Annotated in this window: 19 protein-coding genes; 8 read left to right on the forward strand and 11 right to left on the reverse strand. The window is 73.1% G+C overall.

Annotated features, from left to right (window positions below; genetic code table 11):
* Nucleotides 1–72: 72 nt before the first annotated feature.
* The 3 genes from crcB (H4W80_RS14035) to H4W80_RS14045 all read right to left on the reverse strand — a co-directional run bounded on the left by crcB (H4W80_RS14035) (nucleotide 73) and on the right by H4W80_RS14045 (nucleotide 1,739).
* A complete protein-coding gene (gene crcB, locus H4W80_RS14035; protein WP_192785494.1) occupies nucleotides 73–429 on the reverse strand; it encodes a fluoride efflux transporter CrcB in 357 nt (118 codons plus the stop codon).
* Complete coding sequence (gene crcB, locus H4W80_RS14040) at nucleotides 426–887, reverse strand: fluoride efflux transporter CrcB (RefSeq protein WP_192785495.1); 462 nt, start codon at nucleotides 885–887, stop codon at nucleotides 426–428. The genes crcB (H4W80_RS14035) and crcB (H4W80_RS14040) overlap by 4 nt, the downstream gene beginning before the upstream one ends.
* A 63-nt stretch (nucleotides 888–950) precedes the next feature.
* Nucleotides 951–1,739: a SigB/SigF/SigG family RNA polymerase sigma factor gene (locus H4W80_RS14045; protein WP_378526358.1), complete on the reverse strand. Its 789-nt coding sequence runs from the start codon at nucleotides 1,737–1,739 to the stop codon at nucleotides 951–953.
* A gap of 217 nt (nucleotides 1,740–1,956) precedes the next feature.
* Here H4W80_RS14045 and H4W80_RS14050 point away from each other — a divergent pair, with 217 nt between their 5' ends.
* The 3 genes from H4W80_RS14050 to H4W80_RS14060 all read left to right on the forward strand — a co-directional run bounded on the left by H4W80_RS14050 (nucleotide 1,957) and on the right by H4W80_RS14060 (nucleotide 3,500).
* Nucleotides 1,957–2,106 (forward strand): GPGG-motif small membrane protein, encoded by a 150-nt coding sequence (locus H4W80_RS14050; protein WP_192785496.1) that lies wholly within the window; start codon nucleotides 1,957–1,959, stop codon nucleotides 2,104–2,106.
* Nucleotides 2,107–2,164: 58 nt separating this feature from the next.
* Nucleotides 2,165–2,638 (forward strand): hemerythrin domain-containing protein, encoded by a 474-nt coding sequence (locus tag H4W80_RS14055; protein WP_192785497.1) that lies wholly within the window; start codon nucleotides 2,165–2,167, stop codon nucleotides 2,636–2,638.
* 148 nt (nucleotides 2,639–2,786) lie between these two features.
* Nucleotides 2,787–3,500 carry an HNH endonuclease family protein gene (locus tag H4W80_RS14060; protein ID WP_192785498.1) on the forward strand — a complete coding sequence of 238 codons (714 nt, stop codon included), beginning with the start codon at nucleotides 2,787–2,789 and terminating at the stop codon, nucleotides 3,498–3,500.
* Between the two features lie 9 nt (nucleotides 3,501–3,509).
* On the opposite strand, the gene H4W80_RS14065 is transcribed toward H4W80_RS14060, so the two are convergent.
* Nucleotides 3,510–4,343 carry a GDSL-type esterase/lipase family protein gene (locus H4W80_RS14065; RefSeq protein ID WP_225963433.1) on the reverse strand — a complete coding sequence of 278 codons (834 nt, stop codon included), beginning with the start codon at nucleotides 4,341–4,343 and terminating at the stop codon, nucleotides 3,510–3,512.
* A 217-nt stretch (nucleotides 4,344–4,560) separates the two neighbouring features.
* Here H4W80_RS14065 and H4W80_RS14070 point away from each other — a divergent pair, with 217 nt between their 5' ends.
* Nucleotides 4,561–5,790 carry an isochorismate synthase gene (locus H4W80_RS14070; protein ID WP_192785500.1) on the forward strand — a complete coding sequence of 410 codons (1,230 nt, stop codon included), beginning with the start codon at nucleotides 4,561–4,563 and terminating at the stop codon, nucleotides 5,788–5,790.
* A gap of 13 nt (nucleotides 5,791–5,803) precedes the next feature.
* On the opposite strand, the gene H4W80_RS14075 is transcribed toward H4W80_RS14070, so the two are convergent.
* The gene (locus H4W80_RS14075; protein WP_192785501.1) at nucleotides 5,804–6,424 is read right to left on the reverse strand and encodes a YigZ family protein; all 621 of its coding nucleotides are present in this window, start codon (nucleotides 6,422–6,424) and stop codon (nucleotides 5,804–5,806) included.
* 79 nt (nucleotides 6,425–6,503) lie between these two features.
* On the opposite strand from H4W80_RS14075, the gene H4W80_RS14080 reads away from it, so the two are divergent.
* The 4 genes from H4W80_RS14080 (at nucleotide 6,504) to H4W80_RS14095 (ending at nucleotide 9,668) form a co-directional block, all read left to right on the forward strand.
* Nucleotides 6,504–6,845 carry a hypothetical protein gene (locus tag H4W80_RS14080; protein WP_192785502.1) on the forward strand — a complete coding sequence of 114 codons (342 nt, stop codon included), beginning with the start codon at nucleotides 6,504–6,506 and terminating at the stop codon, nucleotides 6,843–6,845.
* Nucleotides 6,846–6,864: 19 nt separating this feature from the next.
* Nucleotides 6,865–7,701 (forward strand): metallophosphoesterase family protein, encoded by an 837-nt coding sequence (locus tag H4W80_RS14085; protein ID WP_192785503.1) that lies wholly within the window; start codon nucleotides 6,865–6,867, stop codon nucleotides 7,699–7,701.
* A 72-nt stretch (nucleotides 7,702–7,773) separates the two neighbouring features.
* Nucleotides 7,774–8,358 (forward strand): ArsR/SmtB family transcription factor, encoded by a 585-nt coding sequence (locus H4W80_RS14090; RefSeq protein ID WP_192785504.1) that lies wholly within the window; start codon nucleotides 7,774–7,776, stop codon nucleotides 8,356–8,358.
* A 26-nt stretch (nucleotides 8,359–8,384) separates the two neighbouring features.
* Complete coding sequence (locus H4W80_RS14095; protein ID WP_225963434.1) at nucleotides 8,385–9,668, forward strand: MFS transporter; 1,284 nt, start codon at nucleotides 8,385–8,387, stop codon at nucleotides 9,666–9,668.
* On the opposite strand, the gene H4W80_RS14100 is transcribed toward H4W80_RS14095, so the two are convergent.
* The 6 genes from H4W80_RS14100 to H4W80_RS14125 form a co-directional block, all read right to left on the reverse strand.
* On the reverse strand, nucleotides 9,658–11,286 hold the full coding sequence (locus H4W80_RS14100) for a hydantoinase B/oxoprolinase family protein (protein ID WP_192785506.1): 1,629 nt from the start codon (nucleotides 11,284–11,286) through the stop codon (nucleotides 9,658–9,660). The two genes, H4W80_RS14095 and H4W80_RS14100, sit on opposite strands and share 11 nt — an antisense overlap.
* Nucleotides 11,283–13,307, reverse strand: coding sequence for a hydantoinase/oxoprolinase family protein (locus H4W80_RS14105; protein ID WP_192785507.1), 2,025 nt, complete (start codon nucleotides 13,305–13,307; stop codon nucleotides 11,283–11,285). Before H4W80_RS14105 ends, H4W80_RS14100 begins: the two co-directional genes overlap by 4 nt.
* Before the next feature lie 93 nt (nucleotides 13,308–13,400).
* Nucleotides 13,401–14,891, reverse strand: coding sequence for a PucR family transcriptional regulator (locus tag H4W80_RS63585; protein ID WP_192785508.1), 1,491 nt, complete (start codon nucleotides 14,889–14,891; stop codon nucleotides 13,401–13,403).
* The gene (locus H4W80_RS14115; protein ID WP_192785509.1) at nucleotides 14,888–15,940 is read right to left on the reverse strand and encodes a DUF917 domain-containing protein; all 1,053 of its coding nucleotides are present in this window, start codon (nucleotides 15,938–15,940) and stop codon (nucleotides 14,888–14,890) included. The genes H4W80_RS63585 and H4W80_RS14115 overlap by 4 nt, the downstream gene beginning before the upstream one ends.
* Nucleotides 15,937–16,857 (reverse strand): hypothetical protein, encoded by a 921-nt coding sequence (locus H4W80_RS14120; RefSeq protein ID WP_192785510.1) that lies wholly within the window; start codon nucleotides 16,855–16,857, stop codon nucleotides 15,937–15,939. The genes H4W80_RS14115 and H4W80_RS14120 overlap by 4 nt, the downstream gene beginning before the upstream one ends.
* Nucleotides 16,854–18,161: an MFS transporter gene (locus H4W80_RS14125; RefSeq protein ID WP_192785511.1), complete on the reverse strand. Its 1,308-nt coding sequence runs from the start codon at nucleotides 18,159–18,161 to the stop codon at nucleotides 16,854–16,856. Before H4W80_RS14125 ends, H4W80_RS14120 begins: the two co-directional genes overlap by 4 nt.
* Between the last annotated feature and the right edge of the window lie 120 nt (nucleotides 18,162–18,281).

Genomic DNA, 18,281 nt, shown 5'->3' on the forward strand with positions numbered 1-18,281 from the left:
CTCATGCTCCTGATCGTCGGCGGACGGCTGCCCGGCCATCCTGCCACCGCGGCAGTGGCACCGGCGAACCATTTACAGGGCCTGCGCCAGGGCCGCCCCGCAGTAGGCCGCGCCCAGCCCGGCCACCACGCTGGCGGCCGCGTTGGCCACCGCGTGGAAGCGGGCGCCCTCCTCCATCAGCCGCACCGTCTCGTATCCGAACGTCGAGTACGTGGTCAGCGCCCCGCAGAACCCGGTGCCCGCCAGCGCCATCGCCCCGCCCCCCGCGGGCAGCGCGATCAGGAAGCCCAGCAGCGCCGAGCCGGCCACGTTCACCGTCAGCGTCCCCCACGGGAACACCGTGTCGTGCCGCGCCTGCACGGCCCGGTCCGCGAGATAGCGCAGCGGCGCGCCGAGCGCCGCCCCGAGGACGATGAGCAGCACCGTCATCGCACGCCCGCCAGCATCCCGGCGATCCGCCTGGTCAGCCACATGCCCGCCACCACGGCCGCCAGCGCCGCCACCAGCGTGGCCGCCAGGTAGACCAGCCCCGTCAGCGGCGCCCCCGCCTCGACCGCCCGCTGGATGTCCACCGCGTACGTCGAGAACGTCGTGTAGCCGCCCAGCACCCCCACCCCCAGGAACGGCCGCACGAGCCGGTGCGCCGGCCGCACCTCCGTGATGACCACCATGAGCACGCCGAGCAGCAGGCACCCGGACACGTTGACGAGGAACGTCGCCCAGGGGAAGTCCGCGGGCCCGGCCGGCAGCGCCGCCTGCAGGCCGAAGCGCGCGAGCGCGCCCAGCGCGCCCCCTGCCGCGATCGCGGCGAGCACGGGCCAGTGCAGCTCGGCGCGCTGCGCCGGGATGTGCAGATCGACGTCCGGGTCGATCGGGCGTTCGGTCACACCAGGCACGTTACATCGGCATGCGACGGCGCAAACGCCGGCCTCGACGGTCAGGGCTGAGGATCAGGCCGTCAACGCGGTGCGCAGCTTGGTGAGCACGGCACGCAGGATGCGCGAGACGTGCATCTGCGAGATCCCGAACTCCTGGGCGATCTCCGACTGGGTCATGTTGCCGTAGAAACGCATCAGCAGGATGTTCCTCTCCCGAGCCGGCAGGGCGTCGATGAGGGGCTTGATCGCCTGCGCGTCGACCAGGGTGTCGAGCGAATGGTCCTGCGCGGCCAGCAGGTCGCCCAGCTCGGCCGCGTCCTCGTCGCCGCCGCCGACCGGCGCGTCCAGCGACAGCGCCGAGTAGGCGGTGGACGCCTCCATCGCCAGCAGCACGTCCTCCTCGGAGATGTCCAGCTTGGCGGCCAGCTCGGCGACGGTCGGCGAGTGGCCGAGGACCTGCGTCAGCTCGGCCGTGGCCTTGTTGATCTCGATGCGGCGTTCCTGGTAGACGCGCGGCACCCGGACTGCCCAGGTGCGGTCGCGGAAGTGCCGCTTGACCTCGCCCAGCACGGTGACCATGGCGTATCCCCTGAAATCGTGTCCGAGCGAGGGGTCGTAGCCGTTGACGGCTTTCATCAGCCCGACATAGGCGGCCTGGCGCAGGTCGTCCATGGACTCGCCGCGGTAGCGGTAGCGGCGGGTGATCTCGGTCACCAATCCCTCATGCATCTCCACCAGACGCTCGCGGATGCGCGCGGCGTCCAGATGGGAGGTGGCCGGGTCGGCCAGGCGGGCCAGGAGGTCCTCGGCGGTGAGCTGGTCGGAGGTGAACTGGTCGGAGGTGATGGTCAGGACGGGCACGTGCTTCTCCCAGATGTGCCGGCGGCCCCGTCCATGGAAAAAAGCCCATGCAGAGGCACGCCTCGGTTCGCGTGAGAGGAAGCCCTCTGCTGGACTTCGAGATCCACCCTCCCCATTGGCGGCCCTCCCATCACCTTCCGGGTGGTAACGGATTCATAACTGATACACGAAGCGCTCTGCTCGTTTCCGGGCCGAGGTTCGGGGCAGTGGCGCGTCCATGGCTACCCTCCTGTGGATCATCGCCGTCATCCTCGTCATCGCCGGCATCTACGTGCTCCTGGCTCGCCGCGACCTCCTGTGGGGCATCGTCCTGATCGTCGTCGGGCTGCTGGTCGGCCCCGGCGGAGTGAGCATCTTCAACGTCTGACCCGGAGCTCGCCCGCCCGAACCGTCCCGTCCGAACCAACCAGCCCGAGGAGCCGTCCATGGACGCCATCGTGATGCTCAAAGACGACCACAAGACCGTGGAGAAGCTGTTCAAGCAGTTCGAGAAGACCGACTCCGAAGCCCATCAGGACAAGCAGAAGATCGTGGCCGAGGTCATCGAGGAGCTGACCGTCCACACGTACATCGAAGAGACGATCTTCTACCCGGCCGTCCGCTCGGACGCCCCCGACACCACCGATCATGTCCTGGAGAGCGTCGAGGAGCATCACGTCGTCGTCTGGATGCTTTCGGAGCTCAAGAGCCTCGACCCGGCCGACGAACGCTACGACGCCAAGATGACCGTCCTGATGGAGAACGTCCGCCACCACATCAAGGAAGAAGAGCAGGACTGGTTCCCCGAAGTCCGCCAGGCCATGGGCCGAAACCGGCTGCGGGAGCTGGGCGAGCAGATGGCCACGGCCAGGAGCGACGCTCCCCGCGACCCCCTCGCGATCCCCAGCGCCTCGCAGTAGCGGGCGCTACCCGACCCGCTCTGATCAGGGCGTTCCCCGAACTTCAAAGGCCAGGGGTGATGTGACGATCAGTCACACAACCCTCCCCGTGTCAGAACACCTGATGCCGGGAATTTCTCTAGACAACCTTTGATGTTCGGAGGCCTGCTTGAGCACGAAGGACGCCATCGCCCTTCTAGCGGGAGCCATCATCGCCGTTTCCTTCGTCGGCGGCACCAAGACCTCTCCGGCCACGGCGGCCAGCCCGCTGGGCAACACCAGCGGGACGCGGCCCGGTCTGGCACCCATCGTCTCGGACGCCGACAAGGGCAGGGCACGCGGCCTCATCAAACGCGTGCGTGTCAAAGGGCTCGGCCCCAACACCGGCTACGAGCGCATCCGGTACGGCGGCAACTGGGCCGACACCGCGCGCGGGGTGCCGTACGCGCGCAACGGCTGCCGCACCCGCGACGACCTGCTGGCCCGCGACGGCCGGAACGTGAAGTACCGGTCGGGCTCCAGCTGCGAGGTCGTCTCCATGGAGCTGAGCGACCCCTACACCGGCAGGACCATTCACTGGCACAAGGACAACCCGGACGAGGTGCAGGTCGACCACGTGGTGCCGCTGAACTACGCGTGGCGCATGGGCGCGCCGCGCTGGCGGATGTCCAAGCGGCTCGACTTCGCCAACGACCCGCTGAACCTGCTGCCCGTGGCCGGCTACGCCAATGAGCAGAAGGACGCCTCCGGCCCCGCGAGCTGGTTACCGCCGCAGCGGCGCGTGCGCTGCGCGTACGTCACCCGCTTCGCGCAGGTCGCGCTCAAGTACGACGTGCCCGTCACGGCGGCGGACAAGAGGATGATGCTGGCCCAGTGCCGCTGAAAAGGCGGGCTAGCGCGGGTCGGCCCAGGTGAAGCCGCGCTCGAACGTCTGCTCGGCCAGGACCCGCTGCCCGTCCATGTTGGGATGGAAGTAGTCCCACTTGCTGACGTGGTCGACCGTGAACGGGTAGGAGAACACCGCGCCCCCGTCGGTGCGGCAGGCGGGCCCGAACCTGGCGCACGCCTGGGCCGCCGCCCGGTTGTAGGCCATGACCCGCGCCCGCACCCGCTGGCGGCGCTCGACGTCGGCGCGCTTGGTCGAGGTGGGCTGGGCGAGCATGGACTGGCAGATGTGGCCCGCCGTCCAGAACGTGCGGGCCAGCGGGAGGGTCCTGCCCACCTGCCACAGCCGCCGCAGGTCGGGGATGCTGGCGATGAACACCCGGGCCGCGGGCATGCCGGCCCGCAGCTCGGAAAGCGCCGCGTCCATCCGCCGCCGGTAGGTCTCGACGGGCGTCATGGCCTCCTCGGTGCGCACGCACGCGTCCTGGGCGCCGATGAGGATCGTCACGTAGTCGGCCTTGGCCTCCACCGCCTTGCGCACCTGGCCGAGCAGGTCGGCGCTGGTGGCGCCGGGGACGGCGAAGGTGAGGTTGTGCTTCTGGAGCGCTCCGGACATGGCCGACAGGCGCAGGTAGTGGCTGTTGACCCCGGGGTTGTCGCCGGAGGACCACGAGCGCATGGTGCAGGAGACGTAGAAGCCGCAGGCGTTGAAGCCGGTGGAGATGGAGTCGCCGAGCGCGGCCATGATCTCGGGGACGGGCTGGGCCGCGGCGGCCTGCGCCGGACCCGTGGCGGAGACGAGGAGCGTTGCGACGAGGACTGAGCCCAGGCGACCGATCATGGACCCAAGGTAGGAAGCGGATCGGCGACCGGCCATGACGTACGGGCCAGGTCTGTGATTTCAGGACCGACTTCATATCGCCGCTTGACAGCCCGGACCCCATCGGGATGGGGTAAATGCAGCTCAACGTCTGGTTTTATCCGGGTTCGTTGACCGTAACCTCGCATTCACGGGGGTCTGAGTCGAACGTGTTCAGTTCCCGCATAGAGTGTCTTGGGTGAGTGTCGCGCTCGGAACAACCCGCCCGCTACCGGTTCGCACCACCCCTGTCGGCGACCCGGGCGACCTGCTGGCATCCCTGCCCAGGACCGCCCCCTACGCCTGGGTCAGGAACGGCGAGGGCCTCGTCGGCTGGGGACAGGCCGCACGGGTGGCCGTGCCCCCGGGGCCGGGCCGGTTCGCCTGGGCCCGCCAGTGGCTGGCGACCGTGTTCGGCGACGCCCACGTCGACGACGCCGTGCGCACCCCCGGCTCCGGCCCGGTCGCCTTCGGCAGCTTCACCTTCGACGAGGACGCCCACGGCTCCGTCCTCGTCGTCCCGCGCGCCGTGCTGGCCCGACGCGGCGGCCACGCCTGGCTCACCACGATCGGCGACGCGCCGCTGGAGACGTTCTCCCCCATCCGCGACCCCGGCCGCATCAGCTACGGCGACGGCAGCCTGAGCGCCCCCGAGTGGGAGCACGTCGTGGCCAGGGCCGCCAAGCGCATCCGCGAGGGCGAGCTGGAGAAGGTCGTGCTGGCGCGCGACCTGGTCGCCACCGCCGAGCGGCCCATCGACGTGCGCCTGCTGCTCACCCGGCTGGCCCGGCGCTATCCCGAGTGCTACACGTTCTCGGTCGCGGGGCTGGTGGGCGCCACGCCGGAGCTGCTGATCAGGCGTACGGGCCAGGAGATCGAGTCGCTCGTGCTGGCCGGCACCACCCCGCGCGGCACCGGCCCGGCCGACGACCTCGCCCGCGGGGCCGCGCTGTTCGCCTCGCCCAAGGACCGCCACGAGCACGAGTGCGCCATCGCGTCGGTCCGCCAGACGCTCTCCCCCCTCTGCGCCTCGCTGGAGACGCCGGACGAGCCCGAGCTGCTGGTGCTGCCCAACGTCCAGCACCTGGCCAGCCACGTCACCGGGCGGCTGGCCGACGGGGCCTCCGTCCTCGACGTGGTCGCCGCCATGCACCCGACGGCCGCCGTCGGCGGCACCCCCACCCCCACCGCCATCGAGGTCATCCGCGAGCTGGAGGGCATGGACCGGGCCGGCTACGCCGGGCCCGTCGGGTGGATCGACGCCCATGGCGACGGCGAGTGGGGCATCGCACTGCGCTCGGGGCTCGTGCAGGGCCGCCGGGCCCGCCTGTTCGCGGGCGGCGGCATCATGGGCGACTCCGACCCGGCGGCCGAGCTGGCCGAGGCCCAGGCCAAGTTCAGGGTCATGCAGTACGCGCTGGAGGGCTGATCAGGCAGTGTGATCAGGCAGGGACGTGGATCTCCTCGCCCACGTCCACGCGCGCCCGCCCGGCCGTCAGCGTCGCCACCCAGTCCGCGAACGGCGCCACCTCGTCCTCCCCCACGGAGACGGCGAAGGTGACCTCGCCCGCGTACGTCACCTCGCGCACCGGGTGGCGCGAGGCCCGCAGGTCGTTCTCCACCCGCCCGGCCTGGTCGTGGGCCACCGCGACGCGCACGACCCGGGCCGGCACCATCCGCACCGGCTCGGCCCGGTCGAGGGTCTCGGTCACGGCGGAGCCGTAGGCGCGCACCAGCCCGCCCGCCCCCAGCAGGGTGCCGCCGAAATAGCGGGTCACCACCGCCACCACGTCGCTGAACCCCCTGCCCACCAGGGCCTGCACCATCGGCGTGCCCGCCGTGCCGCCCGGCTCGCCGTCGTCGTCGCCCTTCTGCACGCGCTGCCCGACGACGTACGCGGTGCAGTTGTGGGTGGCGCCGGGATGCTTCTGCCGCCGCTCGCCGATGAACGCGATCGCCTCCTCGACGCTGCGCGCGGGCGCCAGCGCGCAGATGAACCGCGAGCGCTTCGCCTCCGTCTCGTGCTCGACGACGGAGGTGAGGGTCAGGTACGGCACAGGCACATTCGACAGGTTATGCCCTTGCCGGGCGAACTCCGGAAGCTACCATCTCGTCATTCCACAAGGACCCACGGGAGGTCTCATGGACACGGTGGACCACCTCATGCCCTTCGTCTCCTCTGCGATCGACGCCTACGGCGTGAGCGTGCTGGCCAAGACCCGGGAGCTGGCCGCCGACACGGCCGTGGCCCGGGGCGCCCGCATCCTGCAACGGGTCTTCGGCCGCGGTGACGCCGCGTCCAGACAGGTGATCGAGACGGTGGCCGGCGCCAAGCCGGACGACGAGCCGAGCCGCGCGGCGTTGAAGCTGGCGATCATGGAGGCGTTCCGTGCCGACCCGCACCTCGCGGGCGAGGTCGCGGCCATGTTGCCCAGGACGGCGGATGGCATGATCGTCACGGGGGACAACGCCCCCGTCCTCTGACGCGAAGGAGGGACGTCCCTTGCCCAGCGAAGGCGGGAGCAGGCTGCTGGCCGTCAGCGATCTGCACGTCGGCTACGAGGAGAACCGGGCCATCGTCCAGGAGCTGAAGCCGGCCGACCCCGGCGACTGGCTGCTGGTCGCGGGCGACGTCGGCGAGCGGCTGGAGGACATCGCCCGGACGCTGGGCCTGCTGGCCGCGCGGTTCGAGCGGGTGGTGTGGGTGCCGGGCAACCACGAGCTGTGGACCCCGCCGGGTGACCCGCCGGAGCTGCGGGGCGTGGCCCGCTACGACCATCTCGTCGCCATGTGCCGCGAGCTGGGCGTCGTGACGCCGGAGGACGACTATCCGGTGTGGGAGGGAGCCGGCGGGCCGGTCCGGATCGTGCCCCTGTTCCTGCTCTACGACTACACGTTCCTGCCGCCGGGCCACCGTACCAAGGCGAGCGCGCTCGCGTACGCGCACAGCACCGGCGTGGTCTGCACCGACGAGTATCTCCTGCACCCCGACCCGTACCCGAGCCGCGAGGCGTGGTGCCGGGCCCGGGTGGAGCTGACCGGGCGGCGCCTGGCCGGGCTGGACGACGTGCCGCTGGTCTTCGTCAACCACTATCCCCTGGTACGCGAGCCGACCGACGTCCTGCGCTACCCGGAGTTCGCCCAGTGGTGCGGCACGACCGCCACCAGGGACTGGCACACGCGCCACCCGACCGCCGCCATGATCTACGGCCACCTCCACATCCCCCGCGTCACCTGGTACGACGGCGTGCGCTTCGAGGAGGTGTCGCTCGGCTACCCCAGGGAGTGGCGCCGCAGGCCGGGCGGCCGCACGCTCCTGCGGGACGTGCTCGTCACCTAGCGGCCCAAATTGCAAACAGTTCTTCGCGAAGAAGTGTTTGCGAAGAACTGTTTGCGGTTTAGGCTTCGTGTCATGACGCGATCTCCTGACAGCGTGGTCGTCCTCGACGCCAAGGGCCTGCGCGCGCTCGCCCACCCCCTCCGGGTGCAGCTCGTGGACCTGCTGCGCAAGCACGGCCCGTCCACCGCCACCCGCCTGGCCGAGCGCCTGGGGGTGAACTCGGGCACGGCCAGCTACCACCTGCGCAGGCTCGGCGCCGCCGGGTTCGTGGAGGAGGACCTCGAGCGCGGCAACGCGCGGGAGCGCTGGTGGCGTTCGGTCCACCGGGTGACCCAGCTCACCGACGACGACGGGCTGTCCGACCGGGAGCCGGAGGCGGTGCTGGCGTACATGCAGTCCATCGCCGCCCTCTACAACCTGCGCACCCAGCACGCGCTCAACGAGCTGCAGACCATGCCGCAGCCGTGGCGCGGCGTGCTCGACCTCAGCTCCATGCCGTTCCGCCTCACCCCGGAGGAGGCGCTGCGGCTGCGCGCGGACCTGACGGAGCTCTTCGCGCGCTACCGGCGCGACGGCGACGAGGCGCCGCCGGAGGCGGTCCGGGTCTACCTGATGACGCAGGTCATCCCCGAACTGGACGACCCCGAGGAGCCGTGATGGAGCCGCGCGGGTCTTTACGGCCGATGGCCGGGGTGCTGGCGGCCATCGCCGTGTCGACGACCGGGACGCGGGTCTCGGCCATCGCGCTGCCCTGGTTCGTGCTGACGAGCACCGGCAGCGCGGTGTGGACGGGGCTGGTGGCGTTCGCGGAGATGGCCCCGTACGTGCTGGTCAAGGCGCTGACGGGGCCGCTCGTGGACCGGGCGGGGCCGCGCCGGATCTCGTGGATCGCCGACGTCGTGAGCGCCTCGGCCGCCACCGCGATGGTCGTGCTGCACGCGCTCGGCCTGCTGCCGCTGGGCGTGATCGTCGCGCTGGTCGCGGTGATCGGCGCGGCCCGCGGGCCGGGCGACCTGGCCAAGGAGATCATGGTTCCGGAGGCGGCCGAACGCGGGCGGATGCCGCTGGAGCGGGCCTCCGGGCTGATGGGCGTGACGGAGCGGCTGGCCGTGACCGTGGGGCCGGGGCTGGGCGGCGCGATGGTGGCGCTGCTCGGCCCGCTGTCCGGCCTGGGCGTCAGCGCCGCCCTGTTCGCGCTCGGATCGGCGGTCGTGGCCGTGGCGCTGCCGCGCGGGCTCGGGCACCGCGCCCCCGGCGCTCCCGAGCACGAAGAGGAGGAGGGCTACTGGCGGCGGTTCGGCCAGGGCTTCGCGTTCCTGCGCGGCGAGCCGCTGCTGCTCGCGATGATGGTCATGGTCGCCGCCACGAACCTGCTGGACGCGGCCTGGAGCCAGGTGCTCGCGCCGGTGTGGGCCAAGGAGTCCGGCCACGGGCCCGCCGTCCTCGGGCTGAGCCTCAGCGTGATGGGGCTGACCGCGGTCGGGGGCAGCCTGGTGGCCGCGGCGGTGGCGCACCGGATGCCGCGCAGGCCGGTGTTCTTCGTGGCGTTCCTGCTCGGCGGGCCACCGAAGTTCCTCATGCTCGCCGTGGACCTGCCGGTGTGGGGGCTGGTGGCGGCGTTCGTGGTGATCGGGTTCAGCAGCGGATTCCTGAACCCGATCCTGAGCGCGATCACGTACGAGCGCGTGCCCCGGCACCTCCTGGGCCGGGTGGGCGCCCTGACGGGCGCGGTGATGTGGGCCGGCATGCCGCTGGGCGGCCTGCTGGGCGGAGCGGCGGTGACGGCGGCCGGCCTGGCGCCGGTGCTGCTGGCGTGCGGGGTCGTCTACGCGCTCGTCACGAGCCTGACCGGGCTGCGTCCCGAGTGGCGCGAGATGGACCGGCTGCGCGGCCACGGCCCTCCCGCCGTACCGGCGCCAGAGGGCAGCGTCGGTACGGCGGGAAGATCTGGTGGCATCAGCCGGTGATCAGGCCCTGGGTCAGGTCGGCGGCCGTGGCCGCGTGGGAGCGGCGGGCGGCGGGGCCGTAGCCGCCGCCACCGCCCGACTCGCAGCGCAGTACGTCCCCCGCCGTGACCGGCAGCGCGTTCACCTTGAGCATCTCGCGGGCGTCCGGGGTGCCCGGGTTGAGGGTGACGCGGGGCGGCGCGCCCGGTTCGCCGCCCGCCAGGCCCCAGGCCGGGGTGACCGAGCGCTCGAACCAGAGCGACAGCGAGGTGTCCCCGCAGAACTCGTACTCGCGCACCACCCCGTTCCCGCCCCGCCACTGACCGGCGCCACCGGTGCCGGGGCGGATCTCGTAGCGGCGCACCCGGACCGGGAACAGCGTCTCCAGCACCTCGATGGGCATGTCCCGCAGGGCGCCGTTGACGTTGTTGATCAGGCAGGTCTCGCCGTCGCCGCCGTCCCAGGCGCCCCAGCCGCCGACCGTGGCCTCCTGGGAGACGTACAGCTTGCCGGTACGTGGGTCCGTGCCGGTGAACTGCACGATCATCGAGTCCCCGTACGACGCCGCGGCCGCCTTGTCCGGCAGCACCGGCGCCAGCGCCCTGACCACCAGGTCGATGAGCAGCCCCAGGTGCGAGTAGTAGTACTGGCAGGCGGCGGGCGACTCGGCGGCCAGCATGGAGCCGGGCCGGGTCTCGACCGACAGCGGGCGGAACGAGCCGCCGTTCAGCGGCACGTCGCCCGAGACCAGCAGCTTGTAGCCGACGCGGACGGCGGCCACGGCCTGGGCCGCGCCGCAGTTGACCGGGCCGAGCGCCTGGTCGGCGCAGTCGGTCAGGTCCACGTGCATCGCCTCGCCCGACACCGCGACCGTGACGTTGACCGGCAGCGGGGTGGCGAGGTCGATGCCGTCGTTGTCGAGGAAGCCGGAGGCCTCGTAGACGCCGTCGGGGATGGCCGCGATGGCCGCGCGTTCCATGCGCTCGGTCTGGGCGAAGATCTCGTCGCGGGCGGCCAGCACCGTGTCCAGGCCCCACCGCGACACGATCTCCTTCAGCCGCCGCTGCCCGGTCATGGCGCAGCTCACCTGGGCGCGCAGGTCGCCGAGCGTGGCGTGCGGGAAGCGTACGTTGCGGGCGATCACCTCGTGCAGGTCGCGGCAGGGCGCGCCGCCCGCGTACACCTTGACCGGGCCCATCCGCAGGCCCTCCTGGAAGATCGACGTGGAGTCCATGGAGCCGCCCGGGTCCTTGGAGCCGACGTCCAGCCAGTGGGCCCGCGACGCCGCGAAGCCGGCGAGCTCCCCGTCCACGAAGATCGGCCCGTAGACCGTGACGTCGTTGAGGTGGGTGCCGCCGATGTAGGAGTCGTTGAGCACCCACACGTCGCCCTCCTGCCAGACCTCCCACCCGTACAGGCGCTCGGTCTCGCGGGTGCACACCTCCAGGTTGCCCAGGAAGATCGGCAGCCCGGACGACTGGCCCAGCACGTTGTGGTCGCGGTCGAGCAGCGCGACCGCGCAGTCCTTGGCCTCGTAGATGACGGGGGTGTAGGAGCTGCGGATGAGGGTGGTGTTCATGTCCTCGGCCGCCTGCAGCAGCGCGCAGCGGATGATCTCCGTGGTGACAGGGTCGATCAAAGGTTCACCTTCACGATGAGAAAGCCGTTGGGGTCCACGGTGGCCACGCAGCCGGGCGGGACGACCGTCGTCGCGGTCTCCTCGACCACGATCGCGGGCCCGGCCAGCTCGCCGTCGAGGCTGGAGCGCCGCAGCACCGGGGTGCTGTGCACGGCCCCGTCGAAGATCACGTCCCGTACGTACGCCGCCCGCTCCTCGGGGGCCTCCTGCGCGGCGGCGGCGGTGCGGGGGAACGAGCCCAGCCCGGTGCTGCGCAGCATGACGAACTCCACCGGCGCCTCCGGGGTGGCGTGCCCGTAGCGGCCGGTGTGCGCCTCGGCGTAGCGGGCCGCGATCGTCTCGAGGAACCCGGGCTCGGCGGGCTCGACCGCGTCGCGCAGCGGGATGGTCAGCGTGTAATCCTGGCCCTCGTAGCGCATGTCCACGGCGTGCTCGACCCGGCGCCGCTCCTCGGGCACGCCCTGGGCGGAGAGCGCCCCCAGGGCCTCTTCCTCCAATATCCCGAAATTTCGGGACATATCGGGGCCGTCGAGCGTGTCCTGCGACCGGAAGTACGGCTGCGTCAGATCCCGGCGTACGTCGGCCTCCAGCATCCCCCACGCCGAGAACGCCCCCGGGAAGCGCGGCACCACCACCTCGGAGATCCCCAGCTCGCGCGCGATGAACACGGCGTGCATCGCCCCCGCGCCCCCGAACGCCACCAGCGCGAACTCCCGCGGCTCGATCCCGTGCTCCACGGTCAGCGTGCGGATCGCCTGCGCCATCTTGGCGTTGGCCACGTCGCAGATGCCCTCGGCCAGCAGCAGCGGGTCCATGTCCAGCTCGTCGGCCAGCGTGGCCACCGCCGTGCCCGCCGCCTCCACGTCCAGCGTCATCAGCCCGCCCGCGAACCAGGCCGGGTCCACCCGGCCGAGCGCCACGTTCGCGTCGGTGACCGTGGCCCGCGTGCCGCCCCTGCCGTAGCAGGCCGGCCCGGGCACGGCTCCGGCCGACTCGGGCCCGACCCGCAGCGCGCCCGCCTCGGCGTAGGCGATCGAGCCGCCGCCCGCGCCGATCGTGTGCAGGTTGACGATGGGCATGAGCACCGGGTAGCCCTCGATGCGGGCCTCGGCGCTGACGTCCGGCCGCCCGTTCACGACGAGCGACACGTCGAACGACGTCCCGCCCATGTCGATGCAGATGGCGTTCTCCCTGCCCATGAGCCGGGCCGCCGCGACCCCGCCCATCGTGCCGCCCACCGGCCCGGACAGCAGCGTCTGCAACGGCCGGCGCATCGCGTACGAGGCGTTGACCAGCCCGCCCGACGACTGCATCACGTGGACCGGCACCGCCAGCCCGCGCTCGGCGAAGCGCCGCTCGATCCTGGCCAGGTAGCGGCGCACCACGGGCCCGGTGTAGGCCTCCAGCACCGCCGACGAGGTCCGCTCGTACTCGCGCCACTCCCGCGCCACCTCGTGGGAGAGCACGACCAGCACGTCGTCGCCCAGCTGCTCGCGCAGGATCTCGCCGGCCCGCAGCTCGTGCGCCGGGTTCGCGTAGGAGAACAGCAGGCACACGGCCACCGCGTCGAACCCCTCCTCCCGCGCGCGCCGCCCCGCCGCCCGCACCGACTCCTCGTCGAGCGGCACGAGTTCGCGCCCCAGGTAGTCCAGCCGGCCGCCGGCCTCCATGACGTCCTGGCGCGGGACCAGCGGCGCGGGCTTGCGGTACCGCAGGTCGAACATGCGGTCGCGGTTGCCCCTGGCAATCTGGTAGACGTCCCTGCCGCCCTGACCGGCCAGCAGCAGCACCCGGGCACCCTTGCGCTCCAGCAGCGCGTTGAGCCCCTGGGTGGTGCCGTGCACGAAGAACGAGATCCCGGCCGGATCGTCGACGACCCGGCCCAGCGCGGCGAACACCCCCTCGGCCAGGTCTCCCGGAGTGGTGGGCGCCTTCGAGGCGGTGACCGTCCCGCTGCGTTCGTCGTAGCAGACGACGTCGGTGAAGGTGCCGCCGATGTCCATGGCGACGCGATAGCTCATGCGCTGCACCGTACGCCGACGGGGGCGCCGCCCGCATGTGCGGCCCGCACAGGAGGAAGGGCCCCTCAGTGCATCCCGCACGCCTGAGCGCGGTCAGCGGAGCAGGACGTGGCAGGCGAGTTGCAGAGCCAGGCGGGTGGCGGCGTCGTCCAGGTCGAAGCCCGCGGACTTGATGCGCTCCAGCCGGGTCGTGATCGTGTTGCGGTGCACGCCCAGCCGCTCGGCGGCCTTCAGCGCGCCGCCCTCGTCCAGGACCGCGGCCAGCGTCTCCAGCAGCGTGCCGTCCTTGTCGACCGCCAGCAGCGGCCGCAGCACGACGGTGGCCGGGGTGCGCAGGACGCCGGTGGGCAGCGCGCCCAGCAGCTCGGCCGGGCCCATCCGATCCGCTCGCGCCACCGTCCCCGGTCCCGCCACGAACGCCGCCGCCTCGGCCCCCAGCAGCGACTCCTCCACCGCCCGCAGGCCCTCCACGCGCGCGCCCACCCCGGCGGCGCACGGCCAGGGCATCGTCCGCAGGCAGCGGTGGAGGCGTCCGGCCAGCTCGCCGGGGTCCAGCGCCGACCATCCCGCCCAGCCCTCGCCGCGCGGCAGCACGGGCACCTGGCCCACGGCCGCGGTGATGAGCGTCCCGGCCAGCGCGGCGTCGCCCGCCTCCGCCGTCGGCCGGACCTGGTAGGCGGTCAGCGCGCCCTCGACGGGCCAGCCCAGCGCGATCGCCTCCGCCCTCGCCCCGCCCTCCTCCGGCTCCCCGGGCTCCTGCTGCTGGGCGTCGGTGAGCAGGCGTTCGGCGAGGGCGCGCCGCAGGGCGACGTCGCGGGAGGCGCGCAGCCGCTCCTGCGCGGCCCAGGCGGTCAGCGGGGCCACCGCCAGCCTCAGCACGGTACGCACGGCCGCCGGCCATCCGGGCGACCGGGACGACCCTCCGGCCACGAGCGTGCCCAGCACGCCGTCGTCCAGATCGGGCACCTCCACCTCGGCCGACCACCGCGCCCCCGCCCCACCGCCGTCGGCTCCCTGGGCATCCGCGCCCGGGCGAGCGGCGCGGGCCCCGGCCAGGTGGCGGCCGTGGCGGTCGAGGAGGGTCACCGAGGTGCCGGGCAGCTCGGCGTTCAGGACGCCCAGCACGCGACGGGCCGAGGGCCCGGCCTCGGCCAGGCGCGTGGCGCAGCGGGCCACGAGCTGGGTGCGGGCCGCCTCCGGCCGGGCGGCGGCCGACGCGATCCGGACGGCGACGATCAGCGGATCCTCGTCCACGAAGATCAGCGTGACGCCGAGCCGTTCGGCCAGCACCTCGCCGGAGCCCTCGCTCAGCCCGCCCGCGGGCGCGATCACGCACGCCGCCGCCTGCTCCCACGCCCGGCGGGTGGCCATCTCGACCGCCCATCCGCCGCTGGCCGCCGTCCCGATCAGGACCACCGCCGTGTGCGGCGCCACGCTCCCGAACACCGACAGCTCGTCCACGATCCGCACCTGGTGCACGGGGTTCTCGCCCGATCCGTACATCCTGGCCCCGGCCAGCGGCCCGGCGTTGACCAGCTCGGCCACCGTGACCGGCGCCTCCCACCCCGCCCGCGGCCCCGTCACAGCGGGATCCCGAAAGCGTGCAGCCCGCCCAACCTCTGCCCCCGTTCCGTGTGCCACACCGGTGCGGCCTTCACGACCATGACGTCCACCTCCAGGCCGGGCACCGCCTTGTCGACGTCCACGACCATCCCGTCGGCCGTGGCGATCATGCAGATCTGGTCCGGCGTCATCGCCACCGCGGCCCCGTCGGCCAGGGCGAGCACGATCTCGTTGTGGGCCTCCAGCCGTACCAGCCGGCGCAGCCCCTCCGTCTCCTGCACCACGATGCTCGACGGCAGCGACGGCAGCGACAGGTCGGCGCCGTGCCCGGTGCTGCCCTCGACCGTCAGGATCCGCCCCCGGCACAGGGTCCGCACGCCGAACGGCGCCGCGGTCGCGCGGGGCGCCCCGGGCTCGCCCGCGCGCAGCAGCAGGCTCACCGTCCCGGGCACGAGCACCCGCGCCAGGTCGCCGGTCGCCATCGGGTAGCAGGCCGCCACCGCCCACCCGCCGACCGACAGCACGACGGGGCGCATCAGCTCCTCCACCCGGTCGCCGGCCGTCTCCAGCAGCACCAGCTCGCCCGACCCGCCCGCCAGCGCCAGGGGCGCCGGGCTCATCCCGCCCAGCGCGTACGTCGTCTGCTCCAGCAGCGGGAACACCCGCCCCGTGCCGTCGCCGTCCACCAGCGGCACCCCCAGCTGGGCCGCCGCGATGAGCGGGACGAGGGCGTTCTCGGCGGCCAGGTTGAGGGCGACCACGGCCCCGGCCCGCTCCCCCAGCCTGCGCTCCAGCGCCCGTACGGCGCGGGCGGGCTCGTCGCCCCTCGGCAGCTGCTCCCCCAGCGCGGTCGTGGACCCGACCAGGCTGACCGCCACGCACAGCGTGTCCGGCGCCAGCCCTCCGGCCGTCACGAGCTCGACGCCGGGCCCGATCAGCGAGCCCGCCCAGTCGAGGGTGAGGGTGTGCGCCGACTCCGCCGCCCCGGTCGCGAACATCCTCGCCCCGGCCGACAGCCGCGCGAGCCCGTCCTGGTCGATCATCACGGCCTCGCCCGCGCGCGGGTTCACGGCATCGTCCCCTCGGCCGTCACCCGCACCCGGTAGAGCCCGTCCGGCAGGTACGACAGCGGGTTGACGGTCGTCTCCGCGATCGTGGCCGAGCCGGGCAGGGCGCCCGCGCTGACCACGCGGGTGAGGGCCTCGTCCCTGGCGTCCTGGAGCACCCGGTCCAGCTCCGCCCGCCCCCGCGCCTGCACGATCCGCTCCACCTGCGCCTCCGGCCGCCCGATCGCCGCCCCGTACGCCGCCGCCACCTCGCCGGGCACGCCGGGCAGGGCCACCCGCCCGCGCGCCAGGCTCGCCGTGCCGCCCAGGTCGCAGGCCAGCGGGTAGCGCCGGAAGTAGTGGGCCGACACCAGCCCGCCGCCCGACCTGGCGAAGAAGACCGGCACCCCCGGCAGCTCCCGGGCCGCCTCGTCGGCGATCCGCCCCGCCTCGGGGCCGAGCGCCGCGTTGCGGATCGTGGCCTGCTCGCGCTCGCGCAGCCCCGGGTGGCCGAACTCGTACGACAGCGTGATCCGCGCCTGCGGCACCTCGGCCGCGATGATCGCCGCCACGGCCAGCTCGTGGTCGGCCAGCATCGGGGAGCCGGTCGCGGTCACCGCGAAGTCGCTCAGCCCGCACGTGGCGGCGAAGCGCCGGACCGCCTCGGTGTCCAGCGGCGCCAGCACGCGCCCGGTGAGGCTGTGGCCTCCGCGCACGATCGTGGCGACCCCGGAGCCGACGCGCGGGCGCAGCGCCTCGGGGCACGGCCCGCCCACCCGGACGGCCGCCACCGCGGCGGTGGGCACGTCGCCCAGGTCCACGGCCACGCACGCCCGCGCCGCCGCGCGGGCGGCGGCGCGGCTCACCGGCCACTCGGGCGCGCCGTCCCTGACGGCCACCAGCACCGGCGAGGGCCGTACGAGGGCGACGCCGAGGATCACTCCAGCTCGCGTCCTTCGGTCTCCGGCAGCGGCACGGCCAGCAGCGCCGTGGCCACCATGAACGCGTTGATGACCAGCATGGTAGCGGTGAACCCGGTGGCGTGGGCCAGCAGCGCCCCCACGGCCGACGGCGCCACCGTGGTGGCCACGAGCTGCGCGGCCGTGGCCCACGAGTAGCCGGTGCCGCGCAGGGCGGTCGGGTAGAACTCGCCGTTCCAGGTGTTCCAGACGCCCCAGGCGCCGAGGCTGAAGAACGACAGCACGAAGTTGCCGAGGTACAGGCCGGTGGTCGAGGTGGCGGTGGCGAACCAGAGCCCGCCCAGCACCGCCGCCACGACGTAGACGAGGAACACCTTCTTGCGGCCGAACCGGCCGGTGAGCAGGGAGGCGCTCACGTACCCGGGGATCATCATCAGCGCGCTCAGCGCCGCGAAGCCGAGCGAGGCCGACAGCGTCAGCCCCTTCTGCTGCAGCAGCGTCGGCAGCCACGTCTGCAGGCCCCAGTAGCCCCAGTTGAAGACGAAGTTCAGCAGCAGCATGACCACGGTGATCCGGGCGAGCCCGCCGCGGAACAGGTCGAGCGGCCGTCCCACCCGCTCGCTCGCCACCGTGAAAGTGGCTTCCGAGTCAGGGCTGTTCAGCGCGCGCAGCACCGCGCGGGCCTCCTCCTGGCGGCCCCTGGCGGCCAGCCAGTACGGCGACTCCGGCACCCACGCCCGGATCGCGAACGCCCACAGGCCCGCCGCCGCGCTGGCGATCACCACGACGTGCCAGCCCAGGCCGCCCAGCGTCGTAGACGCCCCGATCGCGGCCAGCATGCCGATCGGCCACCCGATCGACAGGTAGACCGCCGCCCGCCCGCGCGAGCGGGTCGGCAGCAGCTCCAGGAAGTAGGGGAAGGTGATCGTGTAGACGCCGGCCAGCGCCAGCCCGGAGGCCACCCGCAGGGCTACCAGCACCACCACGTTCGGCGCGAACGCCGAGGCGAGCGCGATCACCCCGTACGCCAGCAGCGACCAGAACGCGACCGGCTTGCGACCGGCGCGGTCGGCCACCGGCCCCCACACCAGCACGCCGGGGATCATGCCGAAGGCGACCGCCGACAGCACGACGCCGACCCCCGCCTCGTCGATCCCGAAGGCGGTGCCGAGGTCGCCGGAGACGTAGACGAGGGCGAGCTGCTCCCACGACTCGATGACGAACGCGATGAACAGCGCGAGCGCGATGAGCGCGTGCCTGCGGGTGAACGGCATCCGATCGAATGCCGCGCCGATGGGGATCGTTCGGGAGTCGACGGCGGTCATGGAAGCTCCTCGGAGGGGGGCGCTGAGTACGGCCGCACCATAAAGCCGCCCTCGTCCGGCGGCCCTGTGCATGCCGCACTGGCGGGCCGCACGATCTGTGCGGCCCGCCCTGCGTCACGG

It is taken from the genome of Nonomuraea angiospora (assembly GCF_014873145.1).
GTDB lineage: Bacteria > Actinomycetota > Actinomycetes > Streptosporangiales > Streptosporangiaceae > Nonomuraea > Nonomuraea angiospora.